This is a genomic window from Shewanella sp. YLB-07 (genome assembly GCF_009377275.1).
The window spans coordinates 1-21940 of the sequence record NZ_VOQB01000028.1 but is presented as its reverse complement, the minus strand read 5'-3'; the positions used below and the strand labels follow the sequence as shown (position 1 = coordinate 21940).

Below are 21940 nucleotides of genomic sequence, written 5' to 3'. Positions count from 1 at the left end.
CAAATCATTACCGCTAAATATCAATACCATATGCCGCTTTATCGTCAGGAAACTCAGTTTAAGCAATGGGGTATCCACTTAAGCCGCCGCACCATGTCAGACTGGATGATGAAAAGCAGTCGGTGTTACGATTGAGCTCATTGAAAATGCTGTACTTGAATCAACAGAATTCAATTTGATAAAACATTCATCTTTTATAGATCGTCATCTTGTATTTTTAACCCCAGTTAATCATCCACGATTCTATTATTTCACCTTCTGGTTCTTTGCTTTTCTTGATTTGTTTATAGATGGATAAGCTTTCCCCTAAAATTTTCAACTTCAAGGTTAGGGTTGTAATGCGTGGTTGCCCAATATGTTTGATTCTTGTGGTCACCTATTATCCTGAATCCTATCATGGCCATTGGTGATGGCTTGTTCTTCTTTAATTTTAGAAGGTTAAAGTTTGGTGGTGTAATAATCTATCATTGATTATCAATGTTTGACGCCATTCTGCCGTCACTTTTAAAGTATGCTGAATGCTTAAACTAATGCTGTTGTAGCCGTGATAGAGCATTAGGGGCTACCTTGGCGCTTAAAGTGTTATTTTTACATGCTAAAGCTGGGTAGAGCGTTTAGCGGAAAATACCGTTGCAGCAAATAAAGCTCTCTCCAGAATGTTGATGTCTATATGTAAATTGGGTATTTGTTCGTTTTTGGAAAAGTGATTTACCATGATTTATATCTTTTTATTTTGGCTATGTGATGGTGGAGCATACTATGTTGAATCAGAAGTTTTAGCCGTATGGAATGACAGAAATAATGACAAAAAAGCGCATTAAAGGCAAAGAAGCGAATATTGATGGCGGATGATGATCCGATTTCAAGAAGGGTGAATAAGGATATTTTTATCTCGTTTGGGTTTGGCGGTTAATGGCCGCGAAGCGATAGAGTGTTTTAAATTATCTTTACAGGAACATGACCCGTATTCCCTTATCTGTCTGGATATGGTGATGCCGTTTTTCGATGGTACCTATGCTTTGAATGAAATTAGACTCATGGAGACCAATAATACTGACGTGAAAACTGTACCCATTCCCATTGCGATGATGACGTCTAAAGAATACAAAAGAAATAGAAGTAGAGTTTTAAATGACTCCAACTATGTCAATAACCAGTGATATTAACATTCTTATGGTAGGTAATATTCCGAAGATACTCATATAGAGTATCCATCATTGTAAGTTGCCTTATTAATTGAGGCACTAATTAAAGAGGTTGAAAATATGTCTAGTAATGGTATGTATATGCGTGTTGTGGGCCAAAAAGTTAAAGATGCAACAGATGTTAAAATTCCAGGTGGTGGTGATGGTGAGTTCTTTGAAATTATGAACTGGTCAATGTCTATGTCGCGCACAGTATCAATGAATACCGATACCAAGAACCAAGATCAGGGCACAATCCATTTCGATCCAATTAATATTAGTATGTTAAAAAGTGGTGCTTCGCCACTTCTTTATTCCATGATGCTTAAATTTGATAAAACCTATCAGTTAGAAATTGTTGAGACTAAACCAGCTTCTAAAGGTGATGGTGTTGAGATTTCTCACAAAGTTACTTTGGATGAAGCTCGTACAATAGGGCGTTCAATTTCTTCTATACCAGATTCAATTGCACATGAAAACTTTACTTTTTCTTACAATAAGACAGAAGAAGACTTTTATATTGAAGGCGATGACAGTACAGGTACTTCTATTGGTAAAGTGGGTTATGACCGTAAGGTTAATAAACCTACTTCACTCGCTCTTTAATTCGGTTATTTCAATTTGTCTCCCTTCTTGAGGGAGGCAATTAAACCATCTAAAAATGCAATTGGAATTCTCTATGACATTGAACTCTCAGCATAAGCGTGTTAGTAAAAATCGGGTAAGTATCACCTATGACGTCGAAACCACGGAAGGTCTAGAAACGAAAGAACTGCCGTTTATTGTCGGTGTTATCGGGGATTACTCTGGTCATAAACCTGCTGCTGATAAAGTGGATCTTGAGGAACGTGAGTTTTCTACTATCGATAAAGATAACTTTGATACCGTGATGGGGCAAATTAACCCTAGTTTAAATTATAAGGTAGATAACAAGCTGACGGATGATGATAGTCAGTTTGACGTTAATCTTAATTTTAGTTCAATGAAAGACTTTCGACCCGAGCAGCTTGTTGGGCAAATTGAGCCACTGACTAAGTTGGTAGAAACGCGCAATCATCTGAAAACATTATTAAGTAAAGCCGACCGTTCACGAGATTTAGACCGCTTGTTAAAAGAAGTCTTTAAAGATGCAGATGCGATTCAAGGGCTAGCTCAAGAGCTTGGTTTGAATAAAGAGGAGACAGAGTAATGTCCACTGAACAACAAGCAACGACTCAAGCTGAAGTTGAGGTAGAAACAGTAGCACAGCAGAGTATTCTTGAGCGTGCTATTTCTGCGACTGCGCAAACGCCAGCTGATACCACCAAAGAACTACTGTCTATCATGACATCACAAGTGATGGAAGGGACTGTGACGTGGAATAAGAATCTCACGCTAACCATTGAGCAGGCGGTTGCAGAAATTGATCGTAAAATTTCTGAACAGTTATCTGCAGTGATGAAAAACCCAAGCTTTCAAAAATTAGAAGGCAGTTGGCTTGGTTTACATAAAATGGTTAAAAATAGTGAGCTTGGATCAGATTTAAAAATTAAAGTGGTTGATTATACCCAAGAAGAGTTACTAGAGCAGTTTGAAGATGCCACAGCCATCGATCGTAGTCGCTTCTTTAATATGGTTTATCAAGAAGAATTTGGTACAGCAGGTGGTTTGCCATATGGTGTGCTTTTAGGTGACTATGAATTTGGTTATGCTGATGAAGATGTAGCCTTGCTTCGTTACATGGCTGAGGTGGGATCTGCATCACATACACCATTTATCGCAGCTGCCAGTTCAAATATGTTTGATTTTGATTCGTTTACCACTTTTACAGATGGTAAACCCGTTGCGTCTGGCTTTGATTCACCTGCTTATGCGAGTTGGAATGCATTTAGAGCAAGTGATGACTCGCGCTACGTTGCATTAACTTTGCCAAAGACCATGGCACGCCTACCTTACGGACAAGAAAGCACTAAGGTGTCATCTTTTGCTTTTGAAGAGTTACCAGTACGAGAAAATGGGCAGCAAATAGTATCATCTGAAGATGATTTTGTTTGGAGCAATGCCGCTTATGAATTTGGCTTGTTGTTGACAAATGCCTATTCAAAATATGGTTGGTGTACTGCGATCAGAGGTGCTGAAAATGGCGGTAAAATAGAGAATTTACCTAATTTCACTTATTTTACTGATGCGGGTGATAGGGTTCAGCAATGCCCTACTCAGGTCAATCTGACTGATGAGCGTGAAAAAGAATTGAGTGACCTTGGCTTTTTACCCTTATTACATTACAAAAACACCAACTATGCGGTATCAATGGGTGCTCAGTCGACGCATAAACCCAAAACCTACGCCGATGATGATTCCAATGCCAATGCTGCTATTTCTGCACGCTTACCTTACACCATGGCAAGTAGCCGTATTGCTCAATATTTAAAAGTAATGGGTCGAGATCAAGTTGGCTCAAATTTGGGTGCTGATGCGATTGAATCCCATCTGAATAATTGGCTACAGCAGTATGTCAATGCTAACGCTGTAGGTAATGAGTCGAAGGCAAAGTTCCCACTTATTGAGGCACAAGTTACGGTTGAAGAGCATGCCGGTCGTCCAGGAGCATTTTCTGCTATCGCTCATTTACGTCCTTGGTTACAAATGGAAGAGCTGACGAGTTCAATTAGGATGGTGGCTAATATTCCTGGTAGTTAAGTCTTTCCAGTCGTACTGTTTTGAATTGGATAACCGATGATGACTAAAGCTAAAACAACCATTTCTAGATTATGGCTTACCGAAATTCAATTGGAAGAGGGAGATTCTCCTTCTATGATAGATTCGGTGGATCAGCTTAAGCTGGTGTTAACTCGGCTGATTGCAAAGCTTGATTCGTTGATAAGTGAACAGTTATCAGAGGTTATACAATATCCTTGTTTTAAGCAGCTCGAAGCATCTTGGTTAGAAGTTTCATCGCTGGTTTCTTTACCTGTTTCTCAGCGTAGGGTCAGAATTAAAATACTTGATGCGACATGGCAAGAGGTGTCAGAAGATCTCAATACATTTTTTAATCTTAAATGTAGTGCTTTGTTCAAGAAGTTATATTCAGATGAGTTTGATATGGCAGGCGGAACCCCATTTGGTCTGCTGGTGTTAGGGCATAAGATAACTTCAAGTTATGAAGAATCACAGCACTTCGAAGATTTATACACCTTACAATTGCTTTCAGAGTTGTGTGAAATGGCGTTTTGTCCTGCCATATTAGGGATCGATGAGTATTTTTTTGGCGATAACCCAAAGTATATTTTAAATGATTCATTACGTGTGAAACGTATTTTACAAAGTGATGATTTTTCATCTTGGCAATTACTTCGCGACAGGATCACATCAAGATTTATTCATTTGGTATTGCCGGAATATTTGTTACGTAAACCTTACGTGCATTATGCAGCAGGGTTTATGTTTAGCGAGAGTCAATTGGATGCTAAAAGTTTATGGGGTAATAGTGTTTTTTTATTGGCAAGTAATATCGTTCGCGAGTTTGACCGTGTGAGTTGGTTTAGCTTTTTAAGCTCTTACGATGACTCAAAAAATTCTGGTGCAATCGTCAGTCAGTCTGAAGAGGTGATAACGAAAGTCGATATTCACAGTGAAGAAGATGGTTTTTGGTCTGAGGAAGGGTTTATAGCACTCAGTAGCATCTACCTTTCTGGCCAGAAAGGTTTTTTCAGTAACTGTTCAGTTTGGAAAGCCCCCGATGATACTGCTCATTTACAAGGCATGTTACAAACAAACTTGATGGGGTGTCGTTTCGGTCACTACATTAAGGTGCAGTTAAGGGAGCTTGTGGGCTTATATGACAGTGCCGCAGCGTGTCAGCATCGGCTAAGTGAATGGTTACAATATTATACAAATTCAGGACAATTCGCTGATGACTCAATCATGGCGCGTTATCCACTTAAGTCTTTTGAAGTTCACATTAAAGAATCGCCAAATGATAAAACACGTTACATGTGTAAATTTATTCTCCAGCCTCAGAACCAGTTCGGAATGATGGATGCTAAGTTGATTTTGGAAACCTCTGTATTGGGATATAAATCGGATTGACACAATGAGCTTAATTACGAAACTGGGTCAGTGTTGGAGTGATAATCTTGATAATATTCATGACGATATTATTGATAATTTATGTGGTCTTATATCTGCCAGAGCTCCTATATGGCTGAAGAGTGAACAAAGTGACCGTTTATCTGGCACGATTGTGAATATGGGCATGACTTGTGTGTCACGCTGGCAAAATCAATCAAACAGTGACGGTATCGTAACTGAAATGACGGCATTGATTCAGCGCTACGAGCCAAGATTAAGTCAGGTTGAAATTGAAATACAAGAAACATTAACCAATGAAAACCGTTTACGCTTTCGTATTTTTGCCGTAATGCACTCAGCTATTGCTGAAGAAGAGGTTGTACTGGACTCTTTTTTAGATTTTAACATTAATCGGCTTATTGTAAGGAGAGCGAACCTTGTCTGATGATGTTCTCTCTTATTTTGAGCAGGAATTACGATTTATTCGTGAAGAGGCTGTGCAATTCTCTGAGCGTTATCCAGGGAGTGCCCGCGCACTTGGTATTAGCAAAGATGGTATTGATGATGTTCAGATAGCACACTTGGTTGAGAGTGTGGCTTTCTTAAATGGTCGTTTACAAAAGCGATTGGACGATACTTTTCCTGAGTTAGCTGAAAGTTTAATCCGCTTATTGTTCCCTCATTATCTTCGTCCCACGCCGAGCTTTAGTATGTTGGATTTTGTTATTACTGAAGATATAAATGCAGTGCATGAAATCCCTATCGGTACTGAGTTTGAAATAACTGATGATAAAGTTAGTGCCGTGTTTCGTACTACCGAAATGGTGGAACTATTACCACTGAAAATTGATCAGGTGAGCGTATCTTTTGCACCATTTAAAGGAGGGAAGCAATCAGGAGTTGAGCATGCTAAGGCGCTAATTGAAATTTCAATTTCCACATTTGATGAGAATATGGATCTCTCTTCTTTGTCACTTGAGCGATTGAAGGTGCAATTAAAAGGGGATGGTAGCTTTTTACTGCGTTTGTATGACCTGTTATTTCAAGGCGTTTTACAGATCAGTATTGAGGCTAATGGTGAGTGTATCGAATTAGGTAGAGACGCCATGCAGCCCACTGGTTTTAAGTTCGCTGAAAGTGTCTTACCGTATCAGTCAAATAGCTTTGGTGGATTTAAACTGCTGACAGAGTTCTTTATGTTCTCTGAGCGTTTCTATGGTTTTCAACTGGAATTTGGGTCAGCGTTCAAGCAGGTTGTTGGCAATCAGTTTAAAGTACAAATTTTTGTGGATGATCTGGGAGTGGATCTCGCTCGAAGTTTATCTGAGCAGCATTTTTCCTTATTTACGGTTCCAATCATCAATCTATCTCAAGTGGTATCTGAACCGATTGAGGTCGATTTTTTTAAGAAGCAATATCCCATTGTGCTTGATGCCAGAGGAGGGGACTCTCTGGAGTTGTTTTCTGTTGATCAGGTACTTGACGTCAGTGGTGCAGAAGCTATCGATATTCCACATATTTATGGTGAAAAATTCAATGATTCTCAAACGGGACTTCGTTGGCAGTTGCAGCAGTCGATACATACTCGAGGCGTACTTGATAGTTATATTCGAGTGGCTGATTTATCACATAACCATATAGGTAGCGAACTTCTGACTTGGGTTGTGAGGGCTACAGCCTCTAATGGTATCCATGCTGGCTCTTTAGGGGTAACCAGTACCATTGAATGTAGAGAGTCATTGACGATTCCAGCTGAAATACGGATGTTACGTCGACCTACCATGCCGGTACGCAGTAAAGAAACGAATAAAAGTGTCTGGGCATTATTACGTCATTTACATTTCAATTATCACTCAGTGATGGGATCGGATGATCCGGTAAGTACATTAAAGACGATGTTTGAGCTTTATAACTTTAATCAAAGCTCTTTGAATCAACTTTACATTGATGCGCTTGTTGGGCTCAAGCAAGAGAAAGTCGTTGCCCCTATATATGTGTCAGGTAAAGCGTGTTTTGCCTATGGCACTAAAATTATTGTCACTTTAGATTCAGCCAGTGTGAGTGCTGGCCTGTGCTTGTTCAGTCATTTATTGGATCATTTTTTTGCATTTTTTGCTGGTTTCAACAGTTTTACCCAAGTTGACATTCGTCTTGAAGGCGGAGAAGAAGTGTATCGATCGTTTCCAAGGAGAAGTGGATGCAAGAGTCTACTTTAGCGAGGCTAAATAACACGTTTAACCGTGTTGCTTTAGATAAGGCTTGGCAATGTTTTAAGCGTAATGCGGCAAACTCTGGACAAACTCCAGATGTACGTTTTAGTGCTGAATTTCTGCCAGCTTATTATCACAGTGAAATGACAAGGGTTTATGAAAATACAGTTGGTGAGTATGTACTTAAAACCTCTATAAGTGGTTTATCGGGCAATGATGGTGTCATGCCTAGGGCTATTTATCGTCAGGTCATGCACACCAAGCTTGATTTAGGAGATGAAGCACCTAGTGATTTTCTCGACACATTTAATAACCGTTATTTTCGTCTTTATTGTCAAGTTGAACAGAAGAATGACTTAAGTTCCCAGCTTGAAGAAGAGACATTTTTCTGGAATCAGCAGCAATTATCGATGACTGATATGTTAAGCAGTTTGAGCGGCTGCACTGAAGAAGCTAGCGGACTGCCCAAAGAGCGGATGATTCAGTATTCAGGTTTAATGGGGATGAAGCTGACTTGTCCAATTACCTTAAAAGCAATTTTGGAAGATTTCTTTGAAGTCCGTTTTGAGGTCGAGGGTTACGGACTTGAATATCAACCGGTAACACCTTGTTCATTGACACGATTAGGAAAAAAAACAAACAGCTCTCGTCTAGGGGCTGGGGCGATGTTAGGCAAGATGACGCCGATGTTAAGCCAGAAATTGAATATTTTCATCTTTCCGCTTGATTATCAGCATTCTGAAAATATTCGTTCCAATAACAAAATGATGCTTGCTCTAGATGATTTGGTGAAAAGTTATATGGGAGAGGATACGGACTATAGGCTACATATGAAGATTAACAGCCAGTTGTTACCTCGCGTTTGCTTAACCAGTGATCCCCGCAGCGCTCTGAAAGTGGGTCAATCTGCATGGATGAAAGCTCAATCTGACGTCGAGCAAGCTGTGGCAATGCCACTGTCTTTAAGTTAGGAAGCAATATGATAAATGTAGAATTACAAAATTTAGTAACCAGGCTGGATCCAGAGTTAAAGCAAGCATTAGAGGGGGCGGCTGGTGAGTGTGTTAGTCGTGGCCATTTTGCCATAGAACCAGAGCATTGGTTTGTCCAGTTATTAAAGTTATCTTCGGCATGGCGTGTGTCACTTGAGAAGGCAAAAATAGTCAGGGGGCCTTTAGAGGAACAACTTTTTCAAGTGTTAGCCCGCCAGCCAAGAGGGAATGATACTTCGCCGTCTTTGTCTCCACTGCTTGTAGAATTATTAAAAGACAGCTGGATGCTAGCATCACTGAATAATAATCAGTTTGCTATTAATGCTTACCACTTGCTGATGGTGCTCAAACAACGCGTTGAACAAGGTGCTTATCATTGTGTATTGAGTCAGTGGCTGCAACAACTTTCTACACAGTGGCTTGACTCTTTAGCTGAGATGGATACGGCTAAGAGTGATGAGAGCCATTCACGAATAAATATCGGCTCTGGGGGCACCCCAGCGTTAAATAAATACTCACAAAACTTGACTGAATCCGCTCGTCAAGGGGGGCTAGACCCTATTGCTGGCCGTGGCGATGAAATTCGTATGGTGATAGACATTCTGTGTCGGCGTCGTCAGAACAGTCCAATTCTAGTTGGTGAGCCTGGTGTAGGAAAAACCGCTATTGTTGAGGGGCTTGCGCAACAGATTGCCTCTGGAAATGTTCCACCATCATTGGCTAAAGTGGAGCTTCGCAGCTTAGACCTTTCACTGTTGCAAGCTGGAGCAAGTATTAAAGGCGAATTTGAAAACCGCCTCAAAGATGTCATTAACGAAATCAAGCAATCGGTAACGCCCATTATCATGTTCATTGATGAAGCGCATACGTTGATTGGTGCGGGGGGGGCTGCTGGACAAAATGATGCTGCTAATATTCTAAAGCCTGCATTGGCTCGAGGGGAATTTCGCTCTATTGCAGCAACAACATGGTCGGAATACAAGCAATATTTTGAATCAGATGCAGCGTTAACTCGCCGCTTTCAGCTGGTGTCGATTGGAGAACCCAGCGAAGAAGATGCAGTTCATATGTTACAAGGGGTAAAACAAAATCTAGAAAAGCACCATCAGGTTACTGTGATGCAAGAAGCTATCGATGCCGCTGTGTCATTGTCAATTCGTTACTTGCCTGAGCGTAAGCTCCCAGATAAAGCCATTAGCTTACTTGATACTGCGTGTTCTCGCATCAGATTGAGTCAGAGTTCTACACCAAGGCAGCTTGAGTCAATTGCAGAGCAAATTCGTTATGCTGAAAGCGAAATAGCTAACTTAAGTCATGAAGCTGCATTGTGGTCTCATAATGAGGGTGGGGCTGAACAGGCCTTGTCACAGTTGCAAGAATTAAAAGCTGAACATGATGAGTTGTTGATTCGTTGGAAGTTAGAAGGGGCTTTAGTTACTGACATTTTCGAACTGCAAACGAGCTTAGAAAAGCAACTCCTGTCAAAAGGAGGCGTATCACTACAGGAAGAAAAAGCCATTTTGGTAGAGAAAATGACCGAGCTTTCCTGTTTGCAGGGGGATGATCCTCTAGTTCAACCTCTTGTTACACAAAGCGTTATTGCAGAAGTTATTTCATTATGGACAGGGATCCCTGTGGGAAACATGGTGGCACATGAGGTTGAGAGCCTGATGAATCTTGAGCAACATATTGGTGAGAGGGTCATTGGTCAAGTGGCGCCGATTACTGAAATAGCTAAGGCGATCCGTATGTCCCGTGCGGGTTTAACGGATCCACGTAAACCAGTCGGTGTTTTTCTTATGTGTGGCCCCAGTGGGGTTGGCAAGACAGAGACCGCTTTGGCCTTGACTGACTTGCTATATGGTGGGGAGCGTAACATTACGACCATTAATATGACCGAATTTAAGGAACAACATAAAGTCTCTATGTTGTTGGGGTCGCCCGCTGGTTATGTTGGCTACGGTAAAGGCGGAGTGCTCACAGAAGCTGTACGTAAAAACCCTTACTCAGTGCTACTTCTGGATGAAATAGAGAAAGCTCATCCGGGAGTTCATGACATTTTTTATCAGATTTTCGATAAAGGTACCATTTCGGATGCAGAAGGGCGCGCTATCGATTTTAGACACACGATTATTATTATGACTTCTAATGTTGCAGATAGTGTTGTCGTGCAGGCATGCGTAAAACAAAGGCCTGATATCGATCAATTGACGCAGGCTATTTTACCTGAGTTGCAGCGTTTTTTTAAACCAGCGTTTCTGGGACGAGCAACGATCGTACCTTATTTCCCATTAAATAAAGAGGAAATGAGCAACATCGCTCACCTATCACTTAAACGTATCGAAAATAGCTTAAGAGATCGTTATGGCGCGAGTTTTGAGTGCAGCTCCGATGTGATTGAACTGTTAGTTAACATGAATCGGTCACCGGAAACAGGAGCAAGGGCAATCGAGCAGCTTATTAATCGTCAACTTGTTCCTGAGCTTGCCAATCAGTGTATTGTGCGCATGAGTCTGTCGCAAGCCATTAATACAGTGCAAATTTCAGTGGATGATGAGCAATTTGTCATCACTATTTTGTAGTTTATCAGACAAAGAACTTATGCCAGATAAGCTTAAAAATATTTCTGGCTTTTGAACGATGACGGTCATGCTGTAAAACCGCATAAGGAAAAATAGTATGCCACTAGCAATCAGAATTATAAGCTCGCCAAATGATGAGTCCATCTCCGAGCAGCATAAATCCTTTCCTGAAGAAGGAGGGGATATAGGCCGTTCATTAGGTGTTACGATGCAGTTGGCAGATTCTCATCGTGAAATATCTGCGGTGCATGCCATTGTCAAAAAGACTTCTTATGGTTACCAGGTGGTGGACAATAGTACAAATGGCCTATTTGTTAATGGTTCGAACTCACCGATAGGTAAGGGGAATAAGTATGCTCTGACGGATGGAGATATACTGGATGTGGGTCGTTATCGGTTATTGATTTCATGTTTTACGCCTGAATTGGCAAAAAGACCTACGTTAGCTCAAGACAATCAAATTTTTGATGACTCGTTACATAATGAAAGTCAAATTATTGATGATCCGTTCGCCAAGGATCTCGAATTATTAACCTCCCCTACTTGTGATACGTCAGAGCCGGTTCGCAAGTTGATTGATGATCCATTTAATAGCGAACCTGAGTTGGCTTTGGCTGATGCCTCTCCTGCGACCACTGCGATGCCGTTATTTCAGGCAGAAGAAGATATTTTTTCTTTTGATGGAGACCCCTACCGGGCAGAAAAAAAGCAGCAAGAGTCTCGATCGCATTGGGATCTCGAATTTCATTTCGATGCGTTGGGGGAGGCGCCTCTAACGAATATGGAATATCAGACGAAATTAACCGCACCTCTACAGAAAGAGGAAAGGAGTCGTCAAGATCCTATATCTGTGATGTCGGATTTTCGACAAAAAGAGCGTACCGATAAAGCCTTAGAAATAGCGTTTGCGAGATTGATGGATGATATTTCACCAGCATCAATGGAGGCGATGTTCGATGACTTGGTTAGGCCAGCTTTTTGGCGTCGTAAATCTAACTATTGGACAATGTTCAAGCGCTATTTTAATCGCCAGATTGATAATCAAGATTGGCAAATTAAGTTGCATGCTTATTTTCATGAAGCACTACGCCAGCAAAATAGCTTTGGTGGAGAACCTTGGTGAAAATATTGATGAATGTTTGGTTAATACTGACATTAACTGGCTGCAGTCTATGGGGGGACCCCGTGGAACCTAAGTTATTTCTTGATATTAATTCTGGGCTGAATATTAATCCCAATATCGAGCGAAAACCCTCACCCGTTGAGATCAGAGTCTACCAGTTAAGTGACAACCAAGCTTTTTCTCAGGCGAATTTCATGCAAATTTTTCATGGCGATCAAGGAGTATTAAAGGCCAATCTTTTGGTTGTACGCAGGCTCGCCAGTGTTATGCCTGGAGAGCAACGTAAGGAAGTTATTCCTTTGTCATCTGAAACCAAATTCATTGGTGTTATCGCGGGTTTTTCCAACTATAGAGAAGCAAAAAATAAGGTTATTTATAAAGTTATAGAGTTGGAAGACACTGAGGTTAATGTCAGTTTGGATGGTATTAATTTATCGATATCGAGCAAAGAGGAAGAGTGATGGATTGCAATAAGGTTCTTTGGAATGAAGGTATGTTTTTATCACCACAGCATTTTCAGCAGCAAGAACGATATGTTGAACATTTTATCCGTCAATTTGTAGGCCAACATGTATCTCAATGCTATGGGTTAAGCTCACTAAAACTAGACTGTTCCATGCTCAATATCGGAAAGTTAATCGTTCGTCATGCTAAAGGTATCTTTCCGGATGGATCACCTTTTGAAATAGAGCATAGATTAGAGCTTGATATCGCTAAAGATACCAGTAAAAAGAAAATTTACCTTGCGCTGCCCGTTTCTCATCCTGGCATTGTCAATGTGGGAGAGGACAAAAACCAACGTCATTCGTCAGTGAAGCAGAATGTATTTGATACTAGCCGAGAGCACAGTGATGCTTTGGAGTTAGAGTTAGCTCATTTGAATATTGAGTTAAAAATAGAGGGAGAAGAGCTTAAAAACTATACCTTACTTGCGGTTGCTGAAATTAGTGAGTACACAGCAGAAGGGAAGCTGACACTCAACCAAGCGTTTATTCCGCCTTGCATTCAATTTAATGTTTCAGGTTACCTTAAAGATTGCGTCGCTGATGTGTTCGCTCATGTTCAATACCGTGCTCGTACAACCTCTAGCCGCCTTCATTCAGACAACAGTAGTAAAAGTTATCAGGGGCTAATGCGAGATTATTTATGGCTGCAAGCATTGGGCTCTTGGATGCCTAAATTGGAACAGTGGAATGAAGTTGGCGGGTTGTCAACGCAGCAACTTTATTTTGAGTGTGTTTCTATGGCTGGGCAAATGCAGGGGCTCGAGGGGAAAGTGCCGAGTTCCTTTCCTATTTGGGATCTGAATGATTTATATCGCTGTTTCTCACAAGTCTTCTCAGAATTAATGTTGCTATTGCGGGAGGTACAAGTAGATAACGTATCGACACTGCATTGGCAAACGCAATTATTTGCCACCCGGCGATTATTACAGGCTCAGGTCACGGATCGGAGTCTTTATCATCAAGGCCGCTTTATCATGGTGGTGACTTCACCTATCGGTTCAGCACGTTTAGGTAAGGAGTTTCCAGAGGCATGTAAGCTGGCTGGTAACAGTGATATTGTCGGTTTAGTGCGAAATGCCTTGTCTGGAGTCACATTACGCCACCTACCTTATGCACCTTCAGAATTAAAAGCTCGTCATGATGCTGCTTATTTCGAGGTCGATGATAAATCAGCCTTATGGCAAGCTTTGATTAAAAAAGAAGAGCCTATTGCTTTGCATATCGATGAACGTATTGATGATATCGATGTTGAACTCCATGTAATTAAGTAGGTGAGCTGTGTCTAAATTATTTAATGAAGAACCCACCGTTTTAATTCGACGCTGTGAAGCTAACCCCGGTTACAAGCAGGTAGTTGAGAAATCGAGTTATGTTGATATTTCAAGAGTTGGATATTCACTCGATAAGTTAACAGCATACGGTAATCCTTTGCTGAATACGGCAGCCGAATTATTGGCTATTCTGGTTTCCATTCCACGGCTGGGAGCACCGAGACACATTGAGCGCTTTCGGCAAAAGTTGCTGGATACTATTGGGGTATTTAAAGAGAAGGGATTAAGTCTTGATTATCACCCAAGTATTATAGAAAAAAGTTGCTTTGTTTTCTGTGCGGCATTTGATGAAGCGATTCTGAACACCGATTGGGGGGTAAAGGCTTGTTGGGAAAATTATTCTTTGATGAGTAAGGTGTTTTCACAGAGAAATGGTGGAGAAGCTTTTTTTAGTTTGTTAGAAAATGCAGCTTTACAGCCTGCCAAGTTGACGGATTTTATCGAGCTGCAATACATCTTACTGATGCTTGGATTCAAAGGGCGATATCGCTATCGCGATGAGAGCGCTTTACATGAAATTAAATCGCAGACCTATCATTTGTTACGACCTTATCGAAGCGAAAAGCTAACGTTAACCCCTAATACTCCTGAGTTAATTAAGCGTAAGCAACCTTGGTTGTTGTTGAGTAAAAGGAAAGTTGCGTTATTGGTTATGTTGACGATTTTATTTAGTTATGTGTTTTCTGAATACCAGTACCGTGAACTTAGTCAGCCTGTTTTAGCTCAACTTGATTCACTTTCACAGCGTAATCACATGACTAAAAACTGGGAGGGAAGGTTTACTTCAGCTAGGAATACTCGTTTGATTGATGAAACGTCTGAGAATGAGGAACAAGATACATTCGCTAATATCCCAACGAATTGGGAAGTAATATTAGCCGTATTCTCTCGTTCAGAGGACGCTACTAGCGTCGTCGAAAAATTGCAGCTAGCAGGTTATCACGCATTGATGAGAGATACAGGTTCAGGCATGCAAGTGTATGTAGAAGCTGTAAAAAATATTTCTGGAATACGTAAGTTAAAGAATGAGATTAATATTCGCTTCGGTTTCAATGCTAGAGTTCGAAGGGCTCAATAATATGATTAAGAAAATAATAGCAATTTTTTTTGCTGCATTGAGTCTGAGTGCAACGCTTGGGGCCTGGTTTTATTTACCAGCGGAAGATTATCTTTGGCTGAAAGTGGGTACGTTACTCTTTTTGGTACTGACGTCGGTATTAACTGTGTTGTGGTGGCGTAATCAGAATGCTGTAGAGCAAAATCATGAGGCAATACACGCTCAGCAGCGTTTGCTTAAACAAGATACCCGTATCATTCAGCAATATTTCGAAGCGGCAGCACGTAAAATTCGTGGTCAAGGGAGCTATAAATTTAACAGTGTTTACGCTTTACCCTGGTATTTGGTTATTGGTGGTGAAAAGGAGACCACAGGAACAATACTACAAGAAAATGGATTGGAGCTTGTTAACGAGCAACGGTTCGAAGCGGGGGAAGGCGATACTCAGTATCTGCGTTTTTGGAGTAATGATACAGCGGTCGTTATTGAATTAGGGGATCGTATTATTAACCATACGGGAATCGATGAACCGTTATGGAAAGTATTGTTGCAACAATTACAAAAATACCGTCCACGTCAGGCTTTAACGGGAGTTATTTCTGTTTTTGAATGTGATCAAATCTTAAAGAGCGATCGAAAAGCACTTAAAAAATTAGCCGATGTTTATCAGAGAGGTATTATTTCTCTGAGCAAAGATCTAAAGCTTGAATTACCACTATATTGCTTATTTTCGAAGGCGAATTACCTCGCTGATTTTACCGATTTTTTTGAGAGTTTCTCTGCTGATGATTTAGAAAACCCATTTGGGGTAACCTTACCATGTGACACTAAGCGGCGTTTCAATAAACAGCAATTTGAATTGGAGGTACAGGTATTACTTTCTTCTTTGGTAAAGCAGCAGGTTGAACTCATGCATAACTCGAATAGTGAACATGCTAGTGGGGTCGTCGCATTGCCTTATCAACTGCAAATATTCTTTGAGCGTGTGACTGAATTACTTAATGATATTGGCCGTGAGACTCGAGTTCGCCAAGCTGTTTGGATCCGCGGAGCTTATTTATTATCCTCAGGGCAAAAGGGGGGCAAATGTGATCTGCTTACTCAAGTGATTGCTGAAAAGGCTGAGTTTAACGCTAAAACGCAAGGGCAGCAGTGGTCAGGAAATCGAAACTATTTTGTTTCACGTGTATTTAGTCATGTGATCTTACCTGAGCGAGGTATAACGGGTCTTAATAAGTGGCGTGATTTTGGCTATATTACAGCAAGAACTGTGATGCTTGTTGTTATGCTATGCGGCTTAATATTTTCGGGGAGCGTTTTAAAAAATAACTGGAACGAGGATGAGCTGTGGCGGCAGGAGTCGATGGCAACAATACTTGATTTCGAGCGTAATACCAGCAAGATGTCAGCAAATTATTCAATTGTAGATATCATATCATCCTTAAATGCATTGAGGGTTACGGCACGTAAAGGTATAGAGCCTAGAGCTTGGTATCAAAGGGTCAGTGTCAAACAAGAGGAGACGGCATTACGCATGAACTCAACTTATCAGATGCAGTTAAGGTACCTTTTATTACCTAAGTTGGAAGGGATTATCAGCAAGGAGCTTTACCTACAGACGAGTATGGGTAACCCAGGTAAAATTTTAGAGGTGCTTCGTTATTATCTGATGCTGTTTGATAAAAATCAGCTTGATGCAGCTGCAATTGAAGGATTTCTGTTTGATATTATCAAAGTTAAAGGAGGGGTACCTCTTGATGATTTAGTCAAATTGTCCTATTTGGTCGAAGATTTACTCAAAAGTAACTATGACGAGTTTCTGAAGCCGGATAAAGAGCTTATCAAGTTGGCAACAAATAACCTGGAGGGCTTGTCGCCAGAGCGATTGATATATGCTCAAATTAAAAGCTTGCCTCAATATCGAAATCAGGTGGATTTACGAAGTATGCTGGGGCCTAAGTTCGATAGCGTATTTACCTTTACTGAGGACTTCAATGGTTATTTAGTGCCTGAAATTTTCACTAAAGCGGGATACCACAAGTTGGATTTTAGTGCTGAATCCTCCCTATTTCGTCATGAATTGAGTGTATTTAAACTGATCACAGGACAAGAACCTGATGTTACGTTTATGGAGCTAGCAGATTTACGTAAAAAAATTCAAAAACTCTACTTCTCTGAATATATTCGATATTGGGAAGGCTTGATAGGCAATATCCATATCAAACAGTTCAATAGTCAACCAGGGTTAGTTTATGGGTTAAAAAATATCGCTGATGTTTCAATAAGTCCCATGTTAGATGTACTGTCTGTAGTGGTGAATAACACTAGTTTGGTCGTAACAGAGCAAGTTGATGATACTGAGAATAGTGCGGCCACGGCCAGTAAATTAAAATTAAATCGGGTGGCGACTTCTTTAAATAAACTTAACCAAGTTAAACGAATTGGTGGGAATAAATTACTGCGTATGCAGCCTGCTTATGTGGTTAATGAAGCTTTTAGTGAATTTTCCGGCTATTTAAAAGGTTATGGTAAGTCTGGTGAGGCGGCTCCTGTGGATAGTTTGTTAGAGGCGGTGACTGAATTGAGTCGTTATCTGAACATTGCACAAGTCAATTCTGAGCCGAGTAAAGTGCTCTACAAATATGCGGTGGAGCACGCTAAAAGTGATCAAGATCCTATTACAAACCTTAATAATTTGGTAGGAAAAAAACCTGAAGTAGTGACTAAATGGACTCGTGATCTTGCCAAGCAATCATGGGAACAAGTTATCCTTGGTAGTTCAAAATATATCAATAAACAGTGGTATGAAGGTGTGTACTTGTTTTATGCAGAGTCAATTAAAGGACGATTTCCTTTTTATTTACAAGGACGAGGAGAAGTTGATCTTAATGACTTTACTTCATTTTTTAAACCAGAAGGACGGTTGGATCAATTTGTTGAGCAAATACTTAAACCTTTTGTGTATTGGGATAATGGTGTTTTAAGGCTGCGCGTGATTGATGGCATGACATTGGCTATCAGTAATAGAGCTCGCTCACAACTTCGGCAAGCCAATAAAGTTCGCGAGATTTTTTTTGGTCCAGTTGGGCAAGAGTTAGGCATTGGGTTAGAGCTGAAAGTGGGGTCAATGAGTACTAGTGTGACTGAATTTCAATTGAGAGAGGTTGAAAATGTTTTTGATTACAAGCATGGTCCTCGAATATGGGAAGAGCTTAATTGGCCAGCGAGTGATGTTGATGGTTATTTGAGCGCGAATTTTTATTTGGGACAAGATCGAGTCGCTACGAAATCATACACAGGGCAATGGGCGCTCTTTAGATTTTTGTTGGAGGGTAATTCTAGCAGTACTTCAGCTAGGCGGGTTCGTAAATTTAATTATTCTATTGAAGGAAAGAATATAGCACTGCAATACACATTGCGTAATTCTAGCCAAGTGTTGGATAAACTCTTGTTCACGCAATTTTTACTTCCTAAACATTTATAGAGCATGGATTCTACGATTTATCTTAAGCAGGACTATTTGATTAAGCATTATTGTTGCCAGGAGGAAATGTGGCGTGAGTGGCAGGCTGTGAATGCTTGTTATAGCGCCTGTATTCAAAAAGCAATTTCAATTGATGAGCATAAGCTTGTTATTTACTTGGAGTATTACCCAGACTCTCGTTCGCTCAATGAATTAAAAGAGCACGAAATTGATTTGTGGGTGTTTGTGTTGCCGAAAGTGATTGATGCAATCGCCCACTGTCATCAACAGGGCTGGGTTCATGGTGACATAAAACCTTCTAATATATTGTTTAATGAAACGCTTGGCATTGTGCGGCTCATTGATTTTGGTGCCAGTAATCCAATAGGAACTAATCGAAACGCATTAAATAAATGGCAACTCACACCAATGTTCTCCTCAGAAAATCAAAAGTTAGGTGTAGGTTATGTCGAGGAAGAGGATGATTGGTATGCATTAGCGAAAATGATGCAACAAGTTGAAGGTAAGTTATTGGGAAAGATATAGACTATCATGTAATAATATAGAGGATGTTGAAATGAAATTTATTTACCCTGAAGGTATTGTAAGTCGAGACGATAAACTTAGATATGAATCTGAGCAAGCTTTGTTGATATTAACAGATAGTTCGAATATAAAATCATCATTAAAATAACAAAGTTAATTATTAATGTATTAGAAAAAAATAAAGATATCAGCAGTAATGATATTTCTGAATTTGGCAGATTTTATAATGGTTCTAGAACCAGTAATTTATTTCCTACGCACGCTAAAGTGAAGGGAGTGTCAGAAAAGAAAGACTTGATAAAATTGCTAAAAAAGCAGACTTCATCAAAAAAGAAAGATGCAATCATTGCCATTCTTACGGTTATATGGATTCTCCCTAAATATCTATTGTCAGTAATTGATGGGAAAAGAAAGGGTGAAATATCAAGTGTTTATTCTAGCTTTGATGAATTTGGTAGAAATCATAACACTATTAATTTGGGAGTTAAAAGTCAAATTTTGATGGCTAAGAATATTTTTGGAACAGCACAGATTAAAAGTAAGCTGTTAAATAATTTAAACCCTCTTTACCAACTTAGTAGTCATTATATTGAGAAGACTGATAATGGTCTTTCAAAAAAATCAATTTATACCAGAAATAAAGTGGAAGGTGTTCCATACTTGGCCGGCACATCTGGGATGGCTAATGGTTTTTGTAATACGTTAAGTCTTCTTAATATTGGAATTAATAGTAGCGAAGGACAGAACCTTGAAAAAATAATGTCTGCTTTTATTGTTGGGATCGGCTTCCACTCTTTTCAAGAATGCTATGATGCATTTGAAATGACTGATAAATATACAGATATGATCGAAATCATGATAGATATGAGCGATCATTTTATGTTTTAGCGGAATTAAACAGTAATAATTGCGGTTTAGTTATAGTTATGATTTGTGAGTTAATTGAGAAGTGAGTAAAAATGTTACTGTCTAATACTGAAATTGTCGATTTATTGATCCCCATAGATGAAGACTTACCCTGTGGTATCTATTTAAAATCAGATAAAATTGCGTTTCGGCCTCTGCGTAATAAGTTCAATTTGGCCAAGACATCTCTGCGTAAGTTATCTCAAAATCCAAGTGTTGAAGATAAAGAGCAATTAATGGAGGAAAATAAACATCTCTGGAAAGCACTCGCTGAGAGTTTGATGCATAGCTTTCGCCACGTGAGCAGAGATATTGAGCTTATAGCTTGGTTTATTACCGCGCAGGTGATTTTGGATAATAGTTTTGAGAGTGTTGCTAATAGTCTAACTTGGTTAGCTGATTTAATTGAGTCTAGATGGGATACCCTAAATCCGGTGTTACCAATTGAAAAGTTACAAGGGGGTACCGAGGCTGAGCATCTTGCGGAGCAAGCAAGCTTCAAATGTAAATCTTTTTTTCAGTTAGCTGGTGATAGTGAAGAGAGCAACCTTTTATATGGACCATTATTACTAAAACCATTAGTTGGAGAGTTTACTTTCTTCGATTACAAAAGTGCACAGCGAAAAGGTGAGGTAAATTTGCTGAAGGAGAGGGCGCTAGGGGAAGTTTCTCGAGAGGAAAGCATTATCATTACTCGTTTGATAAATGTTGAACGTTGCCTTAAAGAAATTGAAAGGTTGAATATCACGGTTAGTGATAAAGCCAAAATGTGTGGGGTAAAACCTACAAATTTTAGTGTGCTGAAGAATATATTTACACAATTCAATTACGCTTTGGAGCAAGTATCAGGATTAACAGCCCCTTCGAATCATATAGAGGAGCAAACAACTATTCATCCACAAGATAAACATCACGCAGAGATGGAGTCTGACGAAATAACTGACATTCCTCCCGCATTTACCATGAGCAATTTGAAACAAATTGCTAAAAAAAATGTACATAATCGAGAGCAAGCACTGAATTTACTTGGAGATGTAGCTGAGTACTTCCGAGAAAGCGAACCTCACAGCCCAGTTTCTTTCTTGTTACAAAAAGCAATTAGTTGGGGCAACAAACCCTTTCCAGAATTGCTAGAAGAACTATTCGATGGTCAAGATAGCGACGTTAGAAGTCAAATATTCAATCTTGTGGGAGTAAAGAGACCGGATTAGCTCGATTATGAGTAGAGCGACAATGGTTCTGTCGCAAACTGAGATCTCGCCGCTATAATTTGAGGGCGCAAGATCTCTCTGATACAATTAGGCCGCCAAAGAATAGAATTGTTCCCATGAGGTTATATTTTCAGTTGTGTCCATTTGTCCTTGCTTAATCATGGACCAAAGCTCAATATCCGCTAAGGTCGATTCAGCCCCTTCCCAAGACTTCCAGCCCAAACATTGATGCATTTTTCTTTTCACTTTTCGATGGCTTTGCTCGACAATATTATTCAAATATTTAACGTATGCGTGTGGTGATCTACACGTTGAGGTTAACGTTCCAAGGGAGTAAGGACTCGACTTCATTAGGATCTATGGCAAGCTGAGTAAGACAGTGGTTGATATAATCAAAGGGCATGAGCCCGTTAACCTTGGCTGTTTCGATAATACTGTAGAGCACGGCGCTAGCCTGAGCACCAGAGGCCGTATTGGAGAACATCCAATTCTTTCTCCCCACCACAAAGGGTTTGACGGTCCGCTCTGCGCGATTGTTATCGATAGAGAGTCGCCCGTCTTCGATATAGCGCATCAGTTTTGGCCACTGGTTCAATGTATAGCTAATGGCTTCACCCAGTTTGGTTTTGGGTGAGATACGCATGACCGCTTTATCCAACCACTCCTTGAGAGTATTGAGCAAAGGGACTGCGACCTTTTGCCTTTGTTGGTATTTTTCAGCCGCGGGTTTACCTTTAAGCTTTATCTCAAGTCGGTAGAGTTTCTTTATATGGTTGATG

18 protein-coding genes and 2 pseudogenes are annotated in these 21940 nt (G+C 40.2%); 17 read left to right on the top strand and 3 right to left on the bottom strand.

The window, feature by feature from the left end; translation table 11 throughout:
* Positions 1-120, top strand: a pseudogene (locus FS373_RS31160) (IS66 family transposase); the annotation flags it as partial.
* Positions 121-217: 97 nt separating this feature from the next.
* Here the strand turns inward: FS373_RS31160 and FS373_RS32370 are convergent.
* Positions 218-376 carry a hypothetical protein gene (locus FS373_RS32370; protein ID WP_227993448.1) on the bottom strand — a complete coding sequence of 53 codons (159 nt, stop codon included), beginning with the start codon at positions 374-376 and terminating at the stop codon, positions 218-220.
* A gap of 889 nt (positions 377-1265) precedes the next feature.
* Between FS373_RS32370 and FS373_RS31150 the strand changes: the two genes are divergently transcribed.
* The 16 genes from FS373_RS31150 to FS373_RS31075 all read left to right on the top strand — a co-directional run bounded on the left by FS373_RS31150 (position 1266) and on the right by FS373_RS31075 (position 21161).
* Positions 1266-1790 carry a type VI secretion system tube protein Hcp gene (locus FS373_RS31150; protein ID WP_152831517.1) on the top strand — a complete coding sequence of 175 codons (525 nt, stop codon included), beginning with the start codon at positions 1266-1268 and terminating at the stop codon, positions 1788-1790.
* Between the two features lie 73 nt (positions 1791-1863).
* Positions 1864-2373 (top strand): type VI secretion system contractile sheath small subunit, encoded by a 510-nt coding sequence (gene tssB / locus FS373_RS31145; protein WP_144045731.1) that lies wholly within the window; start codon positions 1864-1866, stop codon positions 2371-2373.
* A complete protein-coding gene (tssC, locus tag FS373_RS31140; protein WP_144045732.1) occupies positions 2373-3863 on the top strand; it encodes a type VI secretion system contractile sheath large subunit in 1491 nt (496 codons plus the stop codon). The genes tssB and tssC overlap by 1 nt, the downstream gene beginning before the upstream one ends.
* 36 nt (positions 3864-3899) lie before the next feature.
* Positions 3900-5252, top strand: a complete 1353-nt coding sequence (locus tag FS373_RS31135; protein WP_144045733.1) for a type VI secretion system contractile sheath domain-containing protein — start codon at positions 3900-3902, stop codon at positions 5250-5252.
* A 4-nt stretch (positions 5253-5256) separates the two neighbouring features.
* Positions 5257-5679 (top strand): GPW/gp25 family protein, encoded by a 423-nt coding sequence (locus FS373_RS31130; RefSeq protein WP_144045734.1) that lies wholly within the window; start codon positions 5257-5259, stop codon positions 5677-5679.
* Positions 5672-7450, top strand: a complete 1779-nt coding sequence (tssF, locus tag FS373_RS31125) for a type VI secretion system baseplate subunit TssF (RefSeq protein ID WP_144045735.1) — start codon at positions 5672-5674, stop codon at positions 7448-7450. Before FS373_RS31130 ends, tssF begins: the two co-directional genes overlap by 8 nt.
* The gene (locus FS373_RS31120) at positions 7432-8415 is read left to right on the top strand and encodes a type VI secretion system baseplate subunit TssG (protein ID WP_144045736.1); all 984 of its coding nucleotides are present in this window, start codon (positions 7432-7434) and stop codon (positions 8413-8415) included. The genes tssF and FS373_RS31120 overlap by 19 nt, the downstream gene beginning before the upstream one ends.
* A gap of 8 nt (positions 8416-8423) precedes the next feature.
* The gene (tssH, locus tag FS373_RS31115; protein WP_152831515.1) at positions 8424-11018 is read left to right on the top strand and encodes a type VI secretion system ATPase TssH; all 2595 of its coding nucleotides are present in this window, start codon (positions 8424-8426) and stop codon (positions 11016-11018) included.
* A 97-nt stretch (positions 11019-11115) separates the two neighbouring features.
* Positions 11116-12141, top strand: coding sequence for a type VI secretion system-associated FHA domain protein (locus FS373_RS31110; RefSeq protein ID WP_144045737.1), 1026 nt, complete (start codon positions 11116-11118; stop codon positions 12139-12141).
* 8 nt (positions 12142-12149) lie between these two features.
* Positions 12150-12602, top strand: a complete 453-nt coding sequence (gene tssJ, locus FS373_RS31105; protein ID WP_144048903.1) for a type VI secretion system lipoprotein TssJ — start codon at positions 12150-12152, stop codon at positions 12600-12602.
* On the top strand, positions 12602-13918 hold the full coding sequence (gene tssK / locus FS373_RS31100) for a type VI secretion system baseplate subunit TssK (RefSeq protein ID WP_144045738.1): 1317 nt from the start codon (positions 12602-12604) through the stop codon (positions 13916-13918). The genes tssJ and tssK overlap by 1 nt, the downstream gene beginning before the upstream one ends.
* Before the next feature lie 7 nt (positions 13919-13925).
* Positions 13926-15056, top strand: a complete 1131-nt coding sequence (gene icmH, locus FS373_RS31095; RefSeq protein ID WP_144045739.1) for a type IVB secretion system protein IcmH/DotU — start codon at positions 13926-13928, stop codon at positions 15054-15056.
* A gap of 1 nt (position 15057) precedes the next feature.
* The gene (gene tssM, locus FS373_RS31090) at positions 15058-18519 is read left to right on the top strand and encodes a type VI secretion system membrane subunit TssM (RefSeq protein WP_144045740.1); all 3462 of its coding nucleotides are present in this window, start codon (positions 15058-15060) and stop codon (positions 18517-18519) included.
* A gap of 66 nt (positions 18520-18585) precedes the next feature.
* Positions 18586-19044, top strand: a complete 459-nt coding sequence (locus tag FS373_RS31085; protein WP_185976994.1) for a protein kinase domain-containing protein — start codon at positions 18586-18588, stop codon at positions 19042-19044.
* 276 nt (positions 19045-19320) lie between these two features.
* Entirely contained in the window at positions 19321-19932 is a 612-nt protein-coding gene (locus FS373_RS31080; protein ID WP_144045742.1) for a hypothetical protein, read from the top strand.
* A 71-nt stretch (positions 19933-20003) separates the two neighbouring features.
* Positions 20004-21161: an ImpA family type VI secretion system protein gene (locus FS373_RS31075; RefSeq protein ID WP_152831513.1), complete on the top strand. Its 1158-nt coding sequence runs from the start codon at positions 20004-20006 to the stop codon at positions 21159-21161.
* Between the two features lie 87 nt (positions 21162-21248).
* On the opposite strand, the pseudogene FS373_RS31070 reads toward FS373_RS31075, so the two are convergent.
* Positions 21249-21449, bottom strand: a pseudogene (locus FS373_RS31070) (DDE-type integrase/transposase/recombinase); the annotation flags it as partial.
* A gap of 16 nt (positions 21450-21465) precedes the next feature.
* The coding region (locus tag FS373_RS31065) for an IS66 family transposase (RefSeq protein ID WP_152831511.1) at positions 21466-21940 on the bottom strand (475 nt) is incomplete at its 5' end.

Bases quoted from the DNA above. Each gene is read 5' to 3' on its own strand.
- FS373_RS31150 (WP_152831517.1), top strand. From the start codon at position 1,266: ATGTCTAGTAATGGTATGTATATGCGTGTTGTGGGCCAAAAAGTTAAA.
- tssB (WP_144045731.1), top strand. From the start codon at position 1,864: ATGACATTGAACTCTCAGCATAAGCGTGTTAGTAAAAATCGGGTAAGT.
- tssC (WP_144045732.1), top strand. From the start codon at position 2,373: ATGTCCACTGAACAACAAGCAACGACTCAAGCTGAAGTTGAGGTAGAA.
- FS373_RS31135 (WP_144045733.1), top strand. From the start codon at position 3,900: ATGATGACTAAAGCTAAAACAACCATTTCTAGATTATGGCTTACCGAA.
- FS373_RS31130 (WP_144045734.1), top strand. From the start codon at position 5,257: ATGAGCTTAATTACGAAACTGGGTCAGTGTTGGAGTGATAATCTTGAT.
- FS373_RS31120 (WP_144045736.1), top strand. From the start codon at position 7,432: ATGCAAGAGTCTACTTTAGCGAGGCTAAATAACACGTTTAACCGTGTT.
- tssH (WP_152831515.1), top strand. From the start codon at position 8,424: ATGATAAATGTAGAATTACAAAATTTAGTAACCAGGCTGGATCCAGAG.
- FS373_RS31110 (WP_144045737.1), top strand. From the start codon at position 11,116: ATGCCACTAGCAATCAGAATTATAAGCTCGCCAAATGATGAGTCCATC.
- tssJ (WP_144048903.1), top strand. From the start codon at position 12,150: ATGAATGTTTGGTTAATACTGACATTAACTGGCTGCAGTCTATGGGGG.
- tssK (WP_144045738.1), top strand. From the start codon at position 12,602: ATGGATTGCAATAAGGTTCTTTGGAATGAAGGTATGTTTTTATCACCA.
- tssM (WP_144045740.1), top strand. From the start codon at position 15,058: ATGATTAAGAAAATAATAGCAATTTTTTTTGCTGCATTGAGTCTGAGT.
- FS373_RS31085 (WP_185976994.1), top strand. From the start codon at position 18,586: ATGTGGCGTGAGTGGCAGGCTGTGAATGCTTGTTATAGCGCCTGTATT.
- FS373_RS31075 (WP_152831513.1), top strand. From the start codon at position 20,004: ATGTTACTGTCTAATACTGAAATTGTCGATTTATTGATCCCCATAGAT.